This is a genomic window from Actinocrispum sp. NPDC049592 (assembly GCF_040675465.1).
Taxonomy (GTDB): Bacteria; Actinomycetota; Actinomycetes; order Mycobacteriales; family Pseudonocardiaceae; genus Kibdelosporangium.
The window spans coordinates 270382-286054 of record NZ_JBFAPA010000016.1 but is presented as its reverse complement, the minus strand read 5'-3'; the positions used below and the strand labels follow the sequence as shown (position 1 = coordinate 286054).

The 15673-nt window shown below is 67.9% G+C and carries 20 protein-coding genes; 10 read left to right on the top strand and 10 right to left on the bottom strand.

Translation table 11 applies throughout. From position 1 onward, the window contains the following. Positions 1-353 precede the first annotated feature (353 nt). The 3 genes from AB0J95_RS34805 to AB0J95_RS34795 all read right to left on the bottom strand — a co-directional run bounded on the left by AB0J95_RS34805 (position 354) and on the right by AB0J95_RS34795 (position 2713). Complete coding sequence (locus AB0J95_RS34805) at positions 354-938, bottom strand: dihydrofolate reductase family protein (RefSeq protein WP_364767705.1); 585 nt, start codon at positions 936-938, stop codon at positions 354-356. A 68-nt stretch (positions 939-1006) separates the two neighbouring features. Then, positions 1007-2002, bottom strand: a complete 996-nt coding sequence (locus tag AB0J95_RS34800) for a LacI family DNA-binding transcriptional regulator (RefSeq protein ID WP_364767702.1) — start codon at positions 2000-2002, stop codon at positions 1007-1009. A 66-nt stretch (positions 2003-2068) separates the two neighbouring features. Further along, positions 2069-2713, bottom strand: coding sequence for a winged helix-turn-helix transcriptional regulator (locus AB0J95_RS34795; protein ID WP_364767699.1), 645 nt, complete (start codon positions 2711-2713; stop codon positions 2069-2071). An 83-nt stretch (positions 2714-2796) separates the two neighbouring features. Here AB0J95_RS34795 and AB0J95_RS34790 point away from each other — a divergent pair, with 83 nt between their 5' ends. Both AB0J95_RS34790 and AB0J95_RS34785 read left to right on the top strand, forming a co-directional pair. Further along, on the top strand, positions 2797-3303 hold the full coding sequence (locus AB0J95_RS34790) for a pyridoxamine 5'-phosphate oxidase family protein (RefSeq protein WP_364767696.1): 507 nt from the start codon (positions 2797-2799) through the stop codon (positions 3301-3303). A gap of 1 nt (position 3304) precedes the next feature. Then, on the top strand, positions 3305-3991 hold the full coding sequence (locus tag AB0J95_RS34785) for an alpha/beta hydrolase (protein WP_364767693.1): 687 nt from the start codon (positions 3305-3307) through the stop codon (positions 3989-3991). Here AB0J95_RS34785 and yidC read toward each other — a convergent pair. From yidC to AB0J95_RS34770, 3 genes are all read right to left on the bottom strand, one after another. Beyond that, on the bottom strand, positions 3976-4605 hold the full coding sequence (gene yidC, locus AB0J95_RS34780; RefSeq protein WP_364767690.1) for a membrane protein insertase YidC: 630 nt from the start codon (positions 4603-4605) through the stop codon (positions 3976-3978). The two genes, AB0J95_RS34785 and yidC, sit on opposite strands and share 16 nt — an antisense overlap. A gap of 62 nt (positions 4606-4667) precedes the next feature. Continuing rightward, positions 4668-4961, bottom strand: a complete 294-nt coding sequence (locus AB0J95_RS34775) for a DUF6412 domain-containing protein (RefSeq protein WP_364767687.1) — start codon at positions 4959-4961, stop codon at positions 4668-4670. Positions 4962-4975: 14 nt separating this feature from the next. After that, positions 4976-5464, bottom strand: coding sequence for a DUF2000 domain-containing protein (locus tag AB0J95_RS34770; protein ID WP_364767684.1), 489 nt, complete (start codon positions 5462-5464; stop codon positions 4976-4978). A gap of 79 nt (positions 5465-5543) precedes the next feature. On the opposite strand from AB0J95_RS34770, the gene AB0J95_RS34765 reads away from it, so the two are divergent. Together AB0J95_RS34765 and AB0J95_RS34760 are read left to right on the top strand one after the other, a co-directional pair. Beyond that, positions 5544-6005, top strand: a complete 462-nt coding sequence (locus tag AB0J95_RS34765; RefSeq protein WP_364767681.1) for an Lrp/AsnC family transcriptional regulator — start codon at positions 5544-5546, stop codon at positions 6003-6005. Positions 6006-6046: 41 nt separating this feature from the next. Then, a complete protein-coding gene (locus tag AB0J95_RS34760; protein ID WP_364767678.1) occupies positions 6047-6499 on the top strand; it encodes a PaaI family thioesterase in 453 nt (150 codons plus the stop codon). 6 nt (positions 6500-6505) lie between these two features. Here AB0J95_RS34760 and AB0J95_RS34755 read toward each other — a convergent pair whose 3' ends face one another. Then, positions 6506-7009, bottom strand: a complete 504-nt coding sequence (locus AB0J95_RS34755; RefSeq protein ID WP_364767675.1) for a DinB family protein — start codon at positions 7007-7009, stop codon at positions 6506-6508. A gap of 126 nt (positions 7010-7135) precedes the next feature. On the opposite strand from AB0J95_RS34755, the gene AB0J95_RS34750 reads away from it, so the two are divergent. Further along, positions 7136-7768, top strand: a complete 633-nt coding sequence (locus AB0J95_RS34750; RefSeq protein ID WP_364767672.1) for a class I SAM-dependent methyltransferase — start codon at positions 7136-7138, stop codon at positions 7766-7768. Here AB0J95_RS34750 and AB0J95_RS34745 read toward each other — a convergent pair. Both AB0J95_RS34745 and AB0J95_RS34740 read right to left on the bottom strand, forming a co-directional pair. Continuing rightward, a complete protein-coding gene (locus AB0J95_RS34745) occupies positions 7749-8186 on the bottom strand; it encodes a YdeI/OmpD-associated family protein (RefSeq protein ID WP_364767669.1) in 438 nt (145 codons plus the stop codon). The genes AB0J95_RS34750 and AB0J95_RS34745 overlap by 20 nt on opposite strands. Beyond that, complete coding sequence (locus tag AB0J95_RS34740; RefSeq protein WP_364767666.1) at positions 8186-8797, bottom strand: DUF998 domain-containing protein; 612 nt, start codon at positions 8795-8797, stop codon at positions 8186-8188. The genes AB0J95_RS34745 and AB0J95_RS34740 overlap by 1 nt, the downstream gene beginning before the upstream one ends. Positions 8798-9457: 660 nt before the next feature. Here AB0J95_RS34740 and AB0J95_RS34735 point away from each other — a divergent pair. Continuing rightward, complete coding sequence (locus tag AB0J95_RS34735; protein WP_364767663.1) at positions 9458-10099, top strand: TetR/AcrR family transcriptional regulator; 642 nt, start codon at positions 9458-9460, stop codon at positions 10097-10099. Here AB0J95_RS34735 and AB0J95_RS34730 read toward each other — a convergent pair. Beyond that, the gene (locus AB0J95_RS34730; protein ID WP_364767660.1) at positions 10071-10634 is read right to left on the bottom strand and encodes a helix-turn-helix domain-containing protein; all 564 of its coding nucleotides are present in this window, start codon (positions 10632-10634) and stop codon (positions 10071-10073) included. The genes AB0J95_RS34735 and AB0J95_RS34730 overlap by 29 nt on opposite strands. A 158-nt stretch (positions 10635-10792) precedes the next feature. Between AB0J95_RS34730 and AB0J95_RS34725 the strand changes: the two genes are divergently transcribed. The 4 genes from AB0J95_RS34725 to gcl all read left to right on the top strand — a co-directional run bounded on the left by AB0J95_RS34725 (position 10793) and on the right by gcl (position 15438). Further along, on the top strand, positions 10793-11893 hold the full coding sequence (locus AB0J95_RS34725; RefSeq protein WP_364767657.1) for a glutamate--cysteine ligase: 1101 nt from the start codon (positions 10793-10795) through the stop codon (positions 11891-11893). A 105-nt stretch (positions 11894-11998) separates the two neighbouring features. Beyond that, positions 11999-12817 (top strand): TIM barrel protein, encoded by an 819-nt coding sequence (locus tag AB0J95_RS34720; RefSeq protein WP_364767654.1) that lies wholly within the window; start codon positions 11999-12001, stop codon positions 12815-12817. 18 nt (positions 12818-12835) lie between these two features. Then, positions 12836-13711, top strand: a complete 876-nt coding sequence (locus tag AB0J95_RS34715) for a 2-hydroxy-3-oxopropionate reductase (protein ID WP_364767651.1) — start codon at positions 12836-12838, stop codon at positions 13709-13711. An 11-nt stretch (positions 13712-13722) separates the two neighbouring features. Next, positions 13723-15438, top strand: a complete 1716-nt coding sequence (gcl, locus tag AB0J95_RS34710; protein WP_364767649.1) for a glyoxylate carboligase — start codon at positions 13723-13725, stop codon at positions 15436-15438. Positions 15439-15673 lie beyond the last annotated feature (235 nt).

The window sequence follows — 15673 nt, the reverse complement described above, 5'->3', positions numbered from 1 at the left end:
GGCGGCTGGGTGTGGGCTGGGGCGGCTGGGTGTGGGCTGGGGCGGCCGGGTGTGGGCTGGGGCGGCCGGGTGTGGGCGGATTGTGGGGTGGGTGGGCGGATGGTGGGGTGGTGGCTTGGGATCGTGCGCGCTGAGGTGCTGGGTGGGTGGGGCGGTTCGATTTGGTGCGGGGACCCCTGCGACGCACAGGCAGGGCGAAAGGCACCGTCAGGGCTGGCGCCCTGCCTCGCGAACGAGCGTATGTGCGCCGCCACCCCGCACAAATCGAACCCTCAGGCCATATTCGGCCCCCTCGGGTTGCCGATGGGCGCGATGCGTGGCGAGTCTTGATTCGGGGGTGTTCGCGGGGAGTGCTAGGCGCGGTCGTAGTGCGCGATGATGATGCCCTTGGTGGTGGGGACGGTGTGGGTGAGGGTGAATTCGGTGAGGGGTGCTGGGGTGGGGAAGAGATGGGTGCCGGTGCCCAGGGTGATGGGGAAGATCAGGAGGGTGTAGTGGTCGATGAGGCCGGCGGCGTGCAGGGTGTGTACCAGGGCGGTGCTGCCGATGATGGACAAGTCGTTGCCGGGCTGGGATTTCAGCGCCGCAACGGTTTCGACGGCGTTGCCGCGCAACAGGATCGAGTTCTGCCACGCGTCCGCGTCCGCGAGAGTCGTTGAAGCGACGTACTTCGTGACCGCGTTCATGTGTGTCGTGAACGGGTTGCCGTCGGTGCGCACGCCCCACGCGGTGATGAAGTCCTGCCAGGTGCGGCGGCCGAACAGCATGTCCCCTGGGTTGTTCATGCCGCGCGCCATTTCCTGGGCCATGACTTCGTCCTGGTAGCGCGTGCCCCAACCGCCGTGGGTGAAGCCGCCCCTGGTGTCCTCGTCGGGGCGGCCGGTGCCTTGCACGACGCCGTCGAGGGTGACGTTCATGGTGACGGTGATCGACCGCATCGGGTGTCCTTTCGCTGTCGCAGCAGGTCACCCACTACACGAACGGCGATCGCCCGGATCGACAGCCGCTACGGCGCGGACTCGCGGACCACCAGTGAGGTCGGGACGATCTGTGGCGCGTCCGGCAGGTCCTCGCCTTCGAGGCGCCCCAGCAACATCCGGGCCGCGGCCTCGCCCATCTCGCGCGACGGCTGCCGCACGGTTGTGAGCGACGGTTGGGTGTGCGCGGCGACGGGGATGTCGTCGAAGCCGATCACGGCGACGTCGTCGGGGGCTTTGAGGCCGGCGTCGCGCAGGGCGTCGAGGACGCCGACGGCCATCAGGTCGTTCTGCGCGAACACGCCGTCGATGGGTTCCCGCAACGCCAGCAGCTGCTCGAAGCAGGCACGCCCGCCGTCTCGCGTGAAGTCGCCCTCGACCTGCAGGCGCGGGTCGAAGTGAACGCCCGCGGCCGACAATGCCTCGAGGAACCCGTCGGTGCGGTCGCGCGTGCAGCCGAACTCGGCGGGCCCGGTGACGATCGCGAGCCGGCGACGCCCCAGCTGCACCAGGTGTTGCGCGGCCTCGGCGGAACCCTCGCGGTTGCTGGTGGCCACCGATGCGAAGCCGCGGTGGTGGCCGCGGTCGTCGATCATCACGACGGGCAGACCGGACTCGTGCAACGTGGTGATGTACGACAGCGAGTTCGGCGGTTCCACCAGCAGCAGGCCGTCGAAGGCGTTGGACGACACATGCTTGGCGAACTGCGTGAGGGAGTCGGCGCCGCGGTTCATCGTGCTCAGCAGCAGGCCGTAGCCGCGCGCCTCCAGCACATCCGCGACACCCTGCAGCACATCACCCATCCAGGGCCAGGTCAGGCCGGGCACGAGCATGCCCACCGTCTGCGTCCGGCCCTTGGCCAGGCCGACCGCCCGCGCGCTCGGGGTGTACCCGGTCGCGGCGATCACCTCCCGGACCCGGATCGCGGTGGCCGCGTCCACGTCCCCCTTGTTGTTCAGCACCCGGGAGACGGTCGCCTTGCTCACCCGCGCCCGGCGGGCGACTTCAGCGATGGTGACGCGCAATGTTCCTGCCTTGAGGTCGGTGACGCCGTCAGGATAGTCATTCCCGCAACCGGCGATCATCAAGTGTCACGATGGCCGCGGAAACAGCGTGAGGAAACGCGCCGCGGCCTCGGTGTCGCCGGTGACACGCAGGTCACCGGCGGAAACGGCATCGGCGAGGGGCCGTCCGCCGAACGTCAGCGACCGGAACGTACCGACGTTCGCGGCCAGGGTCGCGTCTGGATGGTCGGCAGCACCCCGCGTCAGCGTGGCCTGACCGCCGTCCACCGATGCGGTGAAGACGTCATCCTCCAGCTGTAGTTCGTAGACGCCTTGGTGACCGTCGGCGAGGTCGGGCCGGAAGGTCGTCTTCAACGCCAGGATGTAGGCGAACACGCTCAGCTCGGCGGTGGAGACCAGCGGCGTCAGGCTGCCCCACCGGCCCAGTTCGATCAGCACCGGCTCCAGGGCGGCGCCGCGCGGAGTCAGCTCGTACACCCAGGTGTTCGCCGGCGGACCGAGCTTGCGGCGCTGCACGACGCCGTCCTCCTCCAGCTCCTTGAGCCGCTGCGACAGCACGTTCTGGCTCGCCGTCGGCAGGCCCGCGCGCAGGTCGGTGAACCGCTTCGGCCCGTACAGCAGCTCGCGCACGACCAGCAGCGCCCACCGCTGACCCACCACGTTCAACGCCCGCGCGATCCCGCACGGCTCGTCGTAGCTGCGATCCGCCACCGCCGACCCCCTCGAAAACTCGTACTCCTATTTTAGGACCAACTAGTGCTAGTGTAGGACAAAACCCGATGAAGGAGGAAGTCGTGACTCTGGGGACCCTGCCGCAAGGCGACGTGCGACTGCTGGACACCGACATCGCGCAAGGCCTGCTGGCCTCGACCGAACTCGCCCGCGTGGCCTACGTCGCCGCCGATGGCACACCGCGTGTCTTCCCGGTGATGTTCCACTGGAACGGCACCGAGCTCGTGTTCGCCACGTTCGCGGGTGCCGCGAAGATCAAGGCGCTGCGCGCCAAGCCGGACGTGGCCATCACCATCGACACGAACGCGATGCCGCCGCAGCTGCTGCAGCTGCGCGGCCGCGCCGAGGTGACCGATGTGGACGGTCTGGTGCCCGAGTACCTGCTGGCCCACATCCGGTACTCCGGCAGCGAGGAGCAGGGCCGCGCGAACGTGGCCGACGTGGACAAGCCGGGGTTGAAGATGGCGCGCATCGCGATCAGGCCCAGCTGGGTGGGCGTGGTCGACTTCATGACCCGTTTGCCCGGCGGCGCCACGCCCGAGGAGTTCGCGAACCGGGGGCGCGGCTGACATGGCCACGTTCGTGTTGATCGCTGGTGCCGGCGGCGATCCGGCGTACTGGCGCTGGGTGGTGCCGCAGCTGGAGGCACGCGGGCACGAGGCCGTCACGGTCGACCTGCCCGGCGAGGACGACTCGGCCGGTTTCGACGAGTACGCCGACGTCATCGTGGAAACCGTGGGAGACCGCAAGAATGTCGTCCTCGTGGCCCAGTCGCTGGCCGGGTTCTCCGCGCCGATGGCGTGCGACCGGATCGACGCCGCCATGATCATCATGGTCGCCGCGATGACCCCGAAACCCGGCGAGTCCGCGGGGGAGTGGTGGGACGCGAGCGGCCAGACCGAGGCGCGGCGCGCGTCCGACGAGGCGCTCGGCCGCGACCCCGACGCGCCCTTCGACCCGTTTTTCACGTTCCTGCACGACGTTCCGCCCGACCGGCTGGCCGAGCTGCCGCCCGAGGCGGTCCGCCGGCAGTCCGGCACGCCGTTCGAGAAGCCGTGGCCGCTCGCGAAATGGCCGGACGTGCCGACGAGATTCCTGCTGTGCCAGGAGGATCGGCTGTTCCCGGCGGAGTTCCAGCGGCGGATCGTGAAGCAGCGCCTGGGTATCACGCCGGACGAGATGCCGGGCGGGCACCTGCCCGCGTTCGCCCGCCCGGTCGAGCTCGCCGAACGCCTCGTCGGCTACCTGCGCAAGTAGAAACGCTCGACGACGGTCCAGGTCGTCGTTGTGACGAGGTAGATCCCGGCCGCCAGCGGGATCACCGCGGCGGCCAGCGAAGTGCCGAACGGCAGCAGCCGCAGGAGCTTGGGCGACTCCTGCGGCACCGCACGCGACGAGAACCAGCCGACCACGAGCAGCGCGGCGAACAGGCCGACGAACACCAGCGACCCGGTCGACAGGAAGTGCGCGCCGAACGCGGTGCCGAACAACGTCTGGGACATCAGGTCGTTCGGCAGGCCGTTGATCGTGCCGGACGAGAACAGCCGGTACATCACCATGAAGAACGGCAGCTGCAGCAGCATCGGCAGGCAGCCGGCGAACAGCGATGTGCCGGAATCCTGGTACAGCGTCATCAGTTCGCGTTGCAGCCGCTCGGGATCGCGCTTGTGCTTCTCGCGCAGCTCGGTGGCCTGCGGGGCGAGCGCCGCGCGGGCCTTCTCGCCGCGAACGGCCATGCGGGCCAACGGATGCAGCATCAGCCGCACGCCGACGGTGAACAGGACGATGGCCAGCGCGACGCCGGTCGCGCCGGCCAGCCAGGAAACCACGTGGTACGCGCCTTCCGCGGGCACGTCAAGGAAAGCGAACATGGGGCAGCACTCCGTCATGTCAAAGTGGCAAGGACAGGCGGATGCGGCTGACTTGGAAACCGTTAGACAGCCGCGAATGCGGCCGACGGCGCTCTCGGACGTGGCTTGCCGGAGGCGTCCGGGTCACGCAGGCGGAGGAAAACGCTTTCGCGCGCCCGTTGTCGCAGCGAGACCCCGCGAACCTGAGCGGGCGCCGCCGCGGGCGCGGGCAGGCAGATCGACAGAACCAGGGCCAGACCGGCGGTCAACGCCGTGACCAGAACGAACTGCCCGGACCCGTCGAACCCCAGCAGGACGAACGCGAGCGGCAGCACGACAGCCAGCAACAGCTGCCACCTCACCCCGAACGTCCCCATGCGCCCAGCGTACTTCAGGGCATCAGCTCGAGGCGCTTCACGAGTTTGCTGATCTTGTTGCGGGGGCCGATGATGCTCACCGCGCGGGTGGCCAGGTCGGCGGGTTTGGTCTCGGCCAGCTGGGCCAGGAACTCGTCGTAGACGCGGGTGGTCTGCGCGATCAAGGGCATGTCCACGACGTGGACGCCTTCGCTGGCAACGGCTTTCTCCCGGACCTCGGCCAGTTCCGCAGGCGCGGCGGTCAGGATCGTGCAGCCCGCCCACGGCAGGCCGGGGTGCGGGTGCCCGGCGGCGTCGGCGCCGGAGGGCCCGATCAGGCCGGCGACCGAGGCGCCGGTGCCCGCGGCGATGCAGGCCACCGCGTTGACCATCTGCCCGGCCGGGATGGTGGCGTCCACGACCACGACCCACTTGAGCCGGGCGGCGCGGGTGGGCTCGCTGGTGACGATCTCCTCCGGCGCGAAACCAAATGTGCCTTCAGCCACGACAGACCTCTCGTTCATACGGCTATCACCAAGAACGCTAGGCGTTGTGACGTGCTACTTTCCACCCTGGCGAACTTAATTCGGCAGGGAGCGGCAAATGGCCGATCTGGACGAACTTGATGCGGCGATCCTGCGAGAACTGCAGGCCGACGCGCGGCGGACCAACCGCGACATCGCGGAGGCGGTAGGGGTTGCCCCCTCCACCGCACTCGAACGCACCCGTGGACTCCGAGAGCGGGGGATCATTCGTGGCGCCGTTCTGGACGTCGATCTCGCCGCGATTGGACGCGGCGTCCAAGCGCTTATCGCCGTTCGAATCCGGCCGCCGAACCGGGCGTACATCGACGCGTTCCGGAATTGGATCTCCCGCGAACCGGAGACTATTGGTGTTTTCGTTGTCACGGGTAGTGAGGACTTCCTCATTCACGTGGCGGTACGCGACAACCAAGATCTGTACGCATTCGTGATCGACCGCCTCACGCAGCGCCCGGAGGTGGCCGATGTGCGCACGAGTGTGGTGTACGAGCACCTGCGTAACACCCAGATCCAACCCCGTTGAATGGTGCCTTTCACCTAGGTGTTTCGGGCATAGTGGACACCATGGCAACGGGATTCTTCTGGGACATGATGGCCGGCCGCACCCCACCGCCCGCCGCCGCGGCAACATTGGGCTGGAAATTGCGGGAGGTGGATCCGGAGACGGGCACGATAGAGGTGGAGTTCGCGGCGAGTGACGCGTTCACCAATCCGGCCGGACATGTGCAGGGCGGTTTTCTGGCGGCGATGCTCGACGACACGATGGGCCCGGCGCTGGCCGCGACCCTCGGGCCCGGCCTGTTCGCCCCGACCCTGGACCTGCACGTGCAGTTCCTGCGCCCGGCCTGGCCCGGCACGCTGATCGGCAAGGCGAACGTCGTGCGCCGCGGCAAGCAGATCTGCCAGCTGCGCGGCGAGCTGACCGACGACCGCGGGCGGGTGATCGCCACCGCCACGGCCACGGCCATGGTGCAGACGGGCGAGCGCATGGGCCGGCCCGCCCGCAGTCCCAACTGAGCCGGCTCAGCCCATGGTCTTCTGGCCGTCGATGGCCTCGCGCAGGATGTCGGCGTGGCCGGAGTGCTGGGCGGTCTCCGCGATGATGTGCGCGATCACCCGGCGCGCCGACCAGCGGGCGCCCGGCTCGAACCACGGCTGGCGGGGCAGCTCGTGCGAGGAGTCCAGATCCACGGTGGCGATGAGCTCATCGGTGCGCCGCGCCACCTCCTGGTAGAACGCGATGTGCCCGGCGAGCGTCTCGCCCTCCAGCATCTTGAAGCCGCCCACCCAGTCCACCTCGTGCTTGGTCATGCCGTCGGCGCCCTCGACGATGAAGTCGGCCCAGCCGCGCTCGACCGTCGCGACGTGCTTGATCAGCCCACCCAGGCACAGCTCGCTGACGGTGGTGCGCTGCCCGGCCTGCTCGTCGGTGAGGCCTTGGACGGTGTGCAGCAGGAAGCCGCGGGACTTGGCCAGGACCGCCAGCAGGTCCGCACGCTCGCCGGTCAGGGTGGTGGTGGAGGTCATGGTCCGTGCCTCTTTCGGTCGTTCTTGGCTGTTGGGACCAACCCTAGAGGCCATTGCGGTCAGTTCTCGGCCGCAATGGCGAACGAGTTTTCCGGTACGGTTCAGCCGGCACACATGGGGGGCGAAATGACTGCACCAGACCCGCTCGACGACCCCACCGGATGGTTCGAGCACCGGTACTCCCAGGCCGAACAGGGCCAGGCGACCATCCCGTGGGACCGCGGCGAACCACGCTACCTGCTCACCGAGTGGGCCCGTGACCTCGACGGCAACGGCAAGCAGGCGATCGTGGTCGGCTGTGGCCTCGGCTCGGACGCGGACTTCCTGGCGGGGCTCGGGTTCGACACCGTGGCGTTCGACGCCTCGGTCACCGCGATCAAACTGGCCCGCGACCGGTTCCCGGGGTCCAAAGTGGCCTTCCTGACCGCCGACCTGCTGCAGCTGCCGGAGGACTGGCGCGGCGCGTTCGACCTCGTCGTGGAGATCCAGACGGTGCAGTCGATCCCGCTGCACCTGCGGGAGTCGGCGATCGCGCGGATCGGTTCGCTGGTCGCGCCGGGCGGGACGCTGTTCGTGGCGGCCGGGGTGCGCGAAGAGGGCGAGCCGCTGGACGGCCCGCCCTGGCGCCTCACGTTCGACGAGGTGTCGTCGTTCGCCTCGGGCGATCTGCAGCTGTCGCAGGAGATCACTGTGCACCCGGATCCAGACATGCCGGACGTCCGGCGGTGGCTGGCGATCTTCACCCGCGCAGCGTCGTAACGGCCTTCTCGATCCTGCGCACCCGGGTCTCCGGCTTCTTGGCGTCCTCAATGGACCGCACCCACTCCTTCTGGTGGGTGAACGGCAGCTTGTCGAACGCCTTGCGCGCGGCGGGTTCCGCGTCGAGCGCCGCACCGAGGTCAGCCGGCACCTCGACCACCCGAGGCTCGGTGTCCAGCTCGAGGTCGACGTCGATCTGGTCGCCCGCTTGGACTCCGGCGGCGGTCCGGTGCTCCGCACTCAACGGCACCATGAACCGCCCACCCATCCGCGACACCGTGCTGCGGTAGGTGTAGTTCTCGATCTTGACCTTCACCGCCGGCCGCTTGCTGTCACCCAGCGCCTCGACCACCTCGTCCGGCACCGGTACCCCCGTCGCCGTCTTGCCGCTCAGCTCGATCGTCGCCCGAAACCTCATCACGCCTCCCGATACAACCGAACCGACACCACCGACAACCACACCGAAGCCAGCACGACCGCGGCCGTGAACGCCAGATTCATCGCCACACTGCCACCTCCGGACGCGATCCCGGCGAACGCCGCCAAGAAAACCACGCCCGTGACGCGGGAGAACCACACCATGCCGGAGCGCCTCGCGAGGGCGAAGCAGGCCGCGACCAGGCAGGCGAAACCGATGCCGGCGACGACGAAGTGCAGGGTGCCGTGCCAGGTCACTTCGGTGCTTTCGCCTTGCGGGAAGCCTGCTGCTGGGTCTGCCCTGAAGATTCCCGCGCCTATGAGGCCTGCGCCGTAGCCCGCCAGGAGAAGGTGGCCGTGCTTGATGCCCATTCTGCGCATGCCTTGGGTTGCCGCTACCACCATCATGCCGCTGAGGATGAGGTTCAGGGTGTGGATCCAGCCCAGGCTTCCGTTGGCCAGCAGGCTCCAGGGGTGTTTGGTGAGGTCGAAGCCTTGCCTGGTGACGGCTTCGATCAGGGAGACCACGACGTAGAACGGGCCTGCCAGGACTCCGTAGCCGAGCAGGGACTTGGTCACGCTGGTTGTCGGGTCGCATGCGACTGCGGTCATGACTCTCTCCTTGTGGGTCTTCGGGTACTAGGCGGTCCAGTTCCCGTGGGCGGTACTGGACGGTCTAGTCGGTGGCTGGGGTACTGGACCGTCTAGTACTGATCGGGGCCGGGTCAGTGGCCTTGTGGATGGAACTAGACGGTCCAGTACTGCTTGTAGGCCGGGGTGGCCTGTGATGCGTCGGGGGTCCAGGCTGGAAGGCGGAACTAGACCGTCTAGTACTGCTGGCGGGGCGGGGCGGAGGGGCGGTCCGGGTCGCCTCGCAGGGTGGGAACTGGGCAGTCCAGTACGGCGCAACTGGACTGCCCAGTACCGCGGAACTGGACCGTCTAGTACCGCGCAACTGGACTGCCTAGTACTGCGGAACTGGACCGTCTAGTACCGCGGAACTGGACTGCCTAGTACTGCTTGCGGGCGGAAGGTTGGAGCGCATCGCGTCGCGAGGCAGGAGACTGGACCGTCCAGTACTGCAGAACTAGACCGTCTAGTACTACCGCTCCGCGCCGCGACGATCGGGTCTGTCGAGGCTTGAGTTGATCAGTAGGGGGTGAGAACTGGCTGGTCAAGCCTGGGTGGGTACTAGACCGTTCAGTACTCGTTTTCGGAACTAGACCGTACAGTACTGTTGCGAGTACTGATCCGTCTAGTACTGTTTTCGTCATGACCCTGGAACACACCGAAGAGGGCCGGTCCGCCCGCAAGCGCAGGATGATCATGGAAGCGGCCACCACGCTGTTCCTGCGGAACGGCTACCAGGGCACGAGCATGGACGAGATCGCCACCCTCGCCGCGGCCTCCAAACAGACCCTCTACAAGCACTTCGCCGACAAGGAAGCCCTCTTCAGCGCAATCGTCCTTGGCGTCGCGGGCACGGTCGAGTCCTTCCTGGAGCGCATCGCCACCACCCTCGCCGAGCCGAAGCACCTGTACGCCGACCTCCAGGACATCGCCCGCCACTACATCAAGACCGTGATGCAGCCCCAGGTCCTGCAGATGCGCCGCCTGCTCATCGGTGAGTCGGCGCGCTTCCCCGAGCTCACCCGCGAGTACTACGAGAAGGCCCCCGAGCGGGTCCTCGCCGCGCTCGCGCCAGAGCTCAAGGACCTGGACAAGCGCGGCCTGCTCAAAGTCGACGACCCCGTCCTGGCGGCCAAGCACTTCGCGTTCCTCATCCTCGGCACCCCGCTGGACAAGGCGATGTTCTACGGCGACGAGATCGGTTACTCCGAGGAGGAGCTCATGCGGCTGGCCGATGAGGGTGTGAAGGCGTTCCTCAGGGCCTACCGCGCAGACCCGTCATAGCCAGCGACAGCAACCGGTCCACGTACCCGCGTCCGCCGGGCATCTGGTCGACGGCCAATGCCACGCCGCTGACCACCGCGAACAGGTCGTTGGCCGTGATGTCCGTGCGGATCGCGCCCGCTTCCTGGGCTCGGGCCAGCAGCTCGGCTCCGGCGGCCTGCATGGCCGATGCGGCGGTGAACAGGTCGGATTTCCTGTGGTACAAGGCATTGGTCACCGATGCGGGCAGGCCTTGGTAGCTGCACGAGCGGTCGACGTACTCGCGCAGCCACGTGATCAGCGCCTGCTCCGGGGGCAATGTCCGCGCCAGCTCGCCTGCTCGGTCGCGCAGCTGCTCGACCCCGTTGCGCAGCAAGGTCTCCAGCAGCGCCTCGCGGGTGGGGAAGTGCCGGTACAGGGTGCCGATTCCCACGCCTGCCTGCCGGGCCACCTCTCGTAACGAGGCCTCGGTGCCCTCCTTGCCGAACACCTCGCGGGCCGCGTTCAGCAGGAGTTCCTTGTTGCGCCGGGCATCCACGCGCAGCCGGTCGGCCATGTGTCCTCCAAGGACAGGAGCGTCGCTCCGGCAGGAGCCTACGCCGGGTCGTGGCGGTCATGATCGCCCAGACGGCGGCAACCGGGGAAGTCATAGGTTTGAAAGCCGTTGCTCCGGGAGACCTAGTGGGCATGGATCTTGGCGGACGCACTGCCTGAATGCTCGAGCCGGGGATGACTGTGGGCGTGGAGGAAGAGTTCCTCCTCGTCGATTCGCGCACCCGCCGGGCGGTCCCGCGAGCGGCCGCCGTGCTGGCCCACGCGCCTATGCGTCAGCTGCCCATTGGCGCCACGTTGCAACGCGAGTTACAGAGCTGCCAGGTCGAGCTGGCCACTGGGGTGTGCACGAACCTGGCCGTGCTGAGGCAGCAGCTGCTCGCCGGGCGCCAGCTGCTGGGGGTCGCCGCGCGGCGGGAGAACGCCGTGTTGATCTCGTCCGGCACGCCGGTGCTGGCGAGCGACGACCCGCCGGTGACCACCGGCACGCGGTTCGAGGCGATCAGTGACACGTATGCGGGCCAGGCCGCCAAGTACCAGTCGTCCGGGTGCCACGTGCATGTCGGCGTGCCCGACCGGGAGACCGCTGTCTCGGTGATCAACCACATGCGCCCGTGGTTACCGACTTTGCTGGCGCTGTCGGTGAACTCACCGTTCGACGACGGCACCGACACCGGTTACGGCAGCTGGCGGACCGTCCAGCAGGCAGGCTATCCCGGGTCGGGCATCCCGCCGTGGTTCGCCTCCGCGGCCGCGTACGACCAGCAGGTGGCGTGGCTCGTCGGGGCCGGTGCGTTGGTCGACCCGTCGATGACCTTCTGGGTGGCGCGGCCCTCGCCCCGGTTCCCGACCGTCGAGGTCCGCATCGCCGACGCGGCCAGCACCGTGGACGAAGCCGTCCTGCAGGCCGCGTTGACGCGCGCGCTCGTGCGGACCGCGTTGACCGACATCGCCGCGGGCCATCCGGCGCCCGCGATCAGCGACCAGATGCTGGCGGCCGCGTTGTGGTCGGCCGCGCGCTACGGGCTCGCGGGACCGGGGATCGACCCGGAGTTCGGCAAGCAGGTTCCGGCCGAGGAACTGGTCATGCGCCTGCTCGCGTGGGTCGGGCCGGCCCTCGCCGAGACGGGGGACTGGGACCGGACCCAGGAAGTGGTCAAGGACCTGCTCGCCGACGGGACCGGCGCCGAGCGCCAGCGCAATGTCGCCGCGGACGGTGTGGTCGCGATCGTCGACATGCTCGCTGAGGCCGTCGAGCAGTAGGAACTCTCCTTCGCGCTGGGCTGTGGTTGACACATGCCCTCAGGTCGAACTACCGTTTCGTTAGATGGAAGGTGGATTCCACAATACGAAATGACCTGAGGAGCTGTGGTGGACCCTCGCTTCCGGTACGACGTGAACTGCTCGATCCTGTTCACCGAACTGGACCTGCTCGACCGGGCCGGTGCGGCCAAGGCCGCGGGCTTCCGCGCGGTCGAGTTCTGGTGGCCGTTCCCGGCCGCCGTGCCGTCACCGTCCGATGTGGACGCCTTCGTGCGGTCCGTCCGGGACGAGGGCGTCCGGCTGGCCGGCCTGAACTTCTTCGCCGGTGACATGCCCGGCGGCGAGCGCGGCGTGCTGTCCGACCCCGCGCGCTCGGTGGAGTTCCGGGACAACGTGGACGTCGCCGTGGAGATCGCCGACAAGCTCGGCTGCAAGACGTTCAACGCGCTGTACGGCAACCGGGTCGAGGGCGTACCCGAGTCCGAACAGGACGAAGTCGCGCGCGAGAACCTTGCCCTGGCGGCGAAAGCGGCGAGCCAGATCGGGGCGGCCGTGGTGGTCGAGCCGTTGAGCGGCGCGCCCGCGTACCCGATCAAGACCGCGGCCGAGGCGCTCGCGGTGATCCAGCGGGTGTCCGGGGAGGCCGGGGTGGACAACCTGGCGCTGCTGGCGGACCTGTACCACCTGGCCGTCAACGGTGACGATCCCGCCGAGGTGATCTCGCGGCACGCCGAGCGGATCGGTCACGTGCAGATCGCCGACGCGCCCGGCCGCAACGAGCCGGGCACCGGCGACCTGGACCTCCAGGGTCTGCTGGACCTGTTGGCGGACAACGGTTACAGCGGATACATCGGTCTCGAGTACAAGCCCAGCGGCGCCAGCGCCGACAGTTTCGAGTGGTTGCCGCGCGACCTTCGCGCCTGAGCATCGGGAGAGGAAGCCATGACAACAGTGGGATTCATCGGTCTGGGCATCATGGGCGGCCCGATGGCCGGGCACCTGGTGACCGCGGGCCACGAGGTGATCGGGTTCGACGTGGTGCCCGAGTCGCTGACCAGGCTGGCCGACGCGGGCGGCAAGGCGGCGGGCTCGGTGGCCGAGGCGGTCGCGTCCGCCGAGGTCGTGATCACCATGCTGCCCAACCACCCGCACGTCGAGTCGGTCGTGCTGGGTTCGGATGGCGTGCTGGCCAACGCGGCCGAGGGGACGCTGCTGATCGACATGAGCACGATCCGGCCGGAGAGCTCGCTGGCCATCGCGGAAGCCGCCAAGGCCAAGCAAATCCGCGTGCTGGACGCGCCGGTGTCCGGTGGCGAGGCGGGTGCGAAGGGCGCGTCACTGTCCATTATGGTCGGCGGTGAGGCAGCCGACTTCGAGGCGGCCAAGCCGTTGTTCGACGTACTCGGCAAGACTGTTGTGCACGTCGGCCCCCATGGCGCCGGGCAAGTTGTGAAAGCTGCCAACCAGCTCGTCGTCGGCGGGACGTATGCCCTTGTGGCAGAGGCGATCGTGCTGCTCGAAGCGTCCGGAGTGGACGCCGGGACCGGGCTCGACGTGCTCGCCGGCGGGCTGGCCGCGAGCCGGATCCTCGACCTCAAACGGGAGACCATGGTCGCCCGGCAGTTCGCCCCCGGGTTCCGGATCGACCTGCACCACAAGGACATGGGCATCGCGCTGGCCGCCGCACGGCAGGCCGGTGTGAGCCTCCCAGTCACCGGGCTGGTCGCCCAGCTCGTGGCCGCCGCACGCGCGATGGGCCACGGTGGTCTCGACCACTCCGCCCTGCTGAAAGTCACCGAAGCACTGTCCGGCCGCTGAAAGGGCATCCGATGGCAAGAATCCCCGTTATGCAGGCGGTCGTCGAGGTCCTCAAGTCCGAGGGCGTGGACACCGCGTTCGGCTGCCCCGGCGCCGCGATCCTGCCGCTGTACAAGGCCATGGAGGTGGTCGGCGGCATCGAGCACCTGATCGTCCGGCACGAGGAGGGTGCCACCCACATGGCCGACGGGTGGGCGCGCACCAACGGCAAGGTCGGTATCGCTATCGGCACCTCGGGGCCGGCCGGTACCAACATGATCACGGGTCTTTACACCGCGCAGGCGGACTCGATTCCGATGATCTGTATCACTGGGCAGGCCGTTTCCTCGAAGCTGCACCAGGAGGCGTTCCAGGCGGTGGACATCGTGGAGATCGCCAAGCCTGTTACCAAGTGGGCGGTGCAGGTGAAGGAGGCGGCGCAGGCGCCTTGGATCTTCCGGGAGGCGTTCCGGGTCGCACGGTCCGGGCGGCCGGGTCCGGTGCTCATCGACCTGCCGCTGGACGTGCAGAAGCAGGAGATCGAGTGGGACGCTTCCATCGACTCTCCGCTGCCGGTGCCTTCTGTCGAGCCGCACGCTCCGCGGGTTGAGCGGGCGCTCGACATGTTGCTGGCGGCTTCGAAGCCGTTGATTCTGGCTGGTGGCGGAGTCATTCTCGGTGAGGCTTCGGCTGAGGTGCTGGAGTTGGCCGAGTACCTGCAGATCCCGGTGCAGGCGACGTTGATGGGTAAGGGCGCGGTGGATGAGGACCACCCGCTGTACGCTGGTATGACTGGGATCCAGACTTCTCAGCGGTACGGCAACGCGTCCTTCTTGGAGTCGGATCTGGTGCTGGCGCTGGGTGCGCGGTTCGGTGATCGGCACACCGGTGATCTTGAGACTTACCGCGGGGAGCGGAAGTTCATTCACGTGGACATCGAGCCGACCCAGATCGGGAAGGTGTTCGGGCCGGATCTGGGTATCGTTTCGGACACCAAGTTGTTCCTGCGGGCCATTTTGCGGTTGGCTCGGGCGCGTGGGGCTGGGCGGTCGGCTGGTGAGTGGGTTGCGCGGGTGCAGGAGTTGAAGGCGACGCTGACCCGGCGGGAGGACTTCGACACCGTGCCGGTGAAGGCGCCGCGGGTGTTCAAGGAGATCAACGAGTTCTATGGGCCGGATACCTACTTCGTGACCGCCATTGGGCTCTACCAGATCTGGTCGGGGCAGCATCAGGTGGCGCACAAGCCGCGGCACTACCAGGTTTGTGGGCAGGCTGGGCCTTTGGGGTGGGAGATTCCTGCTGCTATCGGTGTGAAGAAGGCGCTGAAGGAGACGGAGCCGCAGGCTGAGGTTGTTGGTGTGGTGGGGGACTACTCATTCCAGTTCCTGGTGGAGGAGTTGGCTGTGGCGGCGCAGTATGACGTGCCGTTCGTGCTGATCATGTTGAACAACGAGTACCTGGGTTTGATTCGGATGGCCCAGGACCATGGTGGATACGACATGAACTACGAGGTCGACATCCACTACGACATCACCGGGTCGGACAACGTCAAGATCATGGAGGCTTACGGGTGTTCTGGGCGGCGCGTGACTCAGCCCGGTGAGATCGCGGATACCCTTGCATGGGCTCGGAAGCAGGCGGAGGCTACGAGCCGGCCTGTGCTGGTCGAGATCATGATTGAACGCGAGGCGAACACCGCTAACGGGGTTTCCATCGCGAACGTCAAGGAGTTTGAGCCTCTTCCGTAGGGTGGCTGTCTTCGGCCCGGCGCTCTCTTTGGGGGTGTCGGGCCGTTGGCTTGGACGCTCTTGAAGAGATGTCCTCGCCGGACGGCAGGCCGCCGAGAGGGGCAAGGGATCCTTCGGATCTTGCGGGTTGGGAGGGACAGAACACGAAGGACAGCTCTATGGCGCGTGCGCGGGTTGCGGTGGGTGGGATGTGGATAATGGATTGCGGGGTGGTGGATGTTCGCTAGTCTTCTTG

Excerpts from the sequence above, each read along its gene's own strand:
- AB0J95_RS34805 (WP_364767705.1), bottom strand. The coding sequence starts at position 938 with ATGCGGTCGATCACCGTCACCATGAACGTCACCCTCGACGGCGTCGTG.
- AB0J95_RS34785 (WP_364767693.1), top strand. The coding sequence starts at position 3,305 with ATGGCCACGTTCGTGTTGATCGCTGGTGCCGGCGGCGATCCGGCGTAC.
- yidC (WP_364767690.1), bottom strand. The coding sequence starts at position 4,605 with ATGTTCGCTTTCCTTGACGTGCCCGCGGAAGGCGCGTACCACGTGGTT.
- AB0J95_RS34775 (WP_364767687.1), bottom strand. The coding sequence starts at position 4,961 with ATGGGGACGTTCGGGGTGAGGTGGCAGCTGTTGCTGGCTGTCGTGCTG.
- AB0J95_RS34770 (WP_364767684.1), bottom strand. The coding sequence starts at position 5,464 with ATGAACGAGAGGTCTGTCGTGGCTGAAGGCACATTTGGTTTCGCGCCG.
- AB0J95_RS34765 (WP_364767681.1), top strand. The coding sequence starts at position 5,544 with ATGGCCGATCTGGACGAACTTGATGCGGCGATCCTGCGAGAACTGCAG.
- AB0J95_RS34760 (WP_364767678.1), top strand. The coding sequence starts at position 6,047 with ATGGCAACGGGATTCTTCTGGGACATGATGGCCGGCCGCACCCCACCG.
- AB0J95_RS34755 (WP_364767675.1), bottom strand. The coding sequence starts at position 7,009 with ATGACCTCCACCACCACCCTGACCGGCGAGCGTGCGGACCTGCTGGCG.
- AB0J95_RS34750 (WP_364767672.1), top strand. The coding sequence starts at position 7,136 with ATGACTGCACCAGACCCGCTCGACGACCCCACCGGATGGTTCGAGCAC.
- AB0J95_RS34745 (WP_364767669.1), bottom strand. The coding sequence starts at position 8,186 with ATGAGGTTTCGGGCGACGATCGAGCTGAGCGGCAAGACGGCGACGGGG.
- AB0J95_RS34740 (WP_364767666.1), bottom strand. The coding sequence starts at position 8,797 with ATGACCGCAGTCGCATGCGACCCGACAACCAGCGTGACCAAGTCCCTG.
- AB0J95_RS34735 (WP_364767663.1), top strand. The coding sequence starts at position 9,458 with ATGACCCTGGAACACACCGAAGAGGGCCGGTCCGCCCGCAAGCGCAGG.
- AB0J95_RS34730 (WP_364767660.1), bottom strand. The coding sequence starts at position 10,634 with ATGGCCGACCGGCTGCGCGTGGATGCCCGGCGCAACAAGGAACTCCTG.
- AB0J95_RS34725 (WP_364767657.1), top strand. The coding sequence starts at position 10,793 with ATGCTCGAGCCGGGGATGACTGTGGGCGTGGAGGAAGAGTTCCTCCTC.
- AB0J95_RS34715 (WP_364767651.1), top strand. The coding sequence starts at position 12,836 with ATGACAACAGTGGGATTCATCGGTCTGGGCATCATGGGCGGCCCGATG.
- gcl (WP_364767649.1), top strand. The coding sequence starts at position 13,723 with ATGGCAAGAATCCCCGTTATGCAGGCGGTCGTCGAGGTCCTCAAGTCC.